Origin of the sequence: Flavobacterium branchiophilum NBRC 15030 = ATCC 35035 (assembly GCF_002217205.1) — a bacterium.
GTDB classification, from domain to species: domain Bacteria; phylum Bacteroidota; class Bacteroidia; order Flavobacteriales; family Flavobacteriaceae; genus Flavobacterium; species Flavobacterium branchiophilum.
Genome location: NZ_MUGT01000219.1, coordinates 1 through 855, shown reverse-complemented (window position 1 = coordinate 855; position 855 = coordinate 1). Strand labels below are relative to the sequence as shown.

Annotated in this window: 1 protein-coding gene; it reads right to left on the bottom strand. The window is 25.7% G+C overall.

Annotation, left to right across the window (positions count from 1 at the left end; all coding sequences use genetic code 11):
• On the bottom strand, nucleotides 1–841 hold an 841-nt coding region (locus B0A58_RS16000), incomplete at its 3' end, for an alpha/beta hydrolase (RefSeq protein WP_089081867.1).
• Between the last annotated feature and the right edge of the window lie 14 nt (nucleotides 842–855).

The window sequence follows — 855 nt, the reverse complement described above, 5'->3', positions numbered from 1 at the left end:
ATAATTTTTTAGTATTAGATATGTAACTGTTGTATATTTTTTTACCCATAGTATAAGGCAGTATATTATCAGATTTTCCGTGAAATATTACAAGTTTGCCTTTAAAACTTTTTAATTTATTAATATTCGATATATTAAGTAGGTAATCATCTGCGGTAATTTTGACAAAAGGTTTCAATAACGATTTGCCCCCTTTCATACTTTGATTTTTAAAATGGGTAAAATAATCTTTTGTTTCAGAAAATGGAGACAATAAAAATATATTATGAATATTATTATCTATTGCTGCATAAGTTGCAAATACACTTCCTAAAGAATATCCCAATACAAAATCAATTTGTTGATTAGATGCCAAAAGCGTTTTAAAAAAATAATTGTTGTCGTCAAATTGTGATTTAAATGAAGGTGTACCCTCTGATTTGCCGTAGCCTCGATAATGCAATACATAAATTTTAGCATTTGTTTGAGCACTCAACTCAATCAAGTAATCAGTAACATTGAGAATATTGGTGGTGTTTCCTAAAAAATAAACTCCTATTTTTTGAATGTTTTTTGGTTTAAAAACAAAATACTCCATTTTTATGTTATCATGGTTTATAAAATTTCGTAATAATTCGACTTCATTTATATTAAAAATTAAAGTATCTTGAGTTTCAATTACTTTATTCAATGCTTGAATTGCGGTATTTTTTTCGTTTTCAGATTTGTTGGACAGCTTGATATAACTTGAAGATGCTTCTAATTTATATTTTGATTCTTGAAAAGCTGATTTTTCACTTACTTTGATGGTTTTGCAAGAGGCAAATGCTATTGTTATAGCAATAAAAAATAATTTTTTCATAATATTTTTTTAAT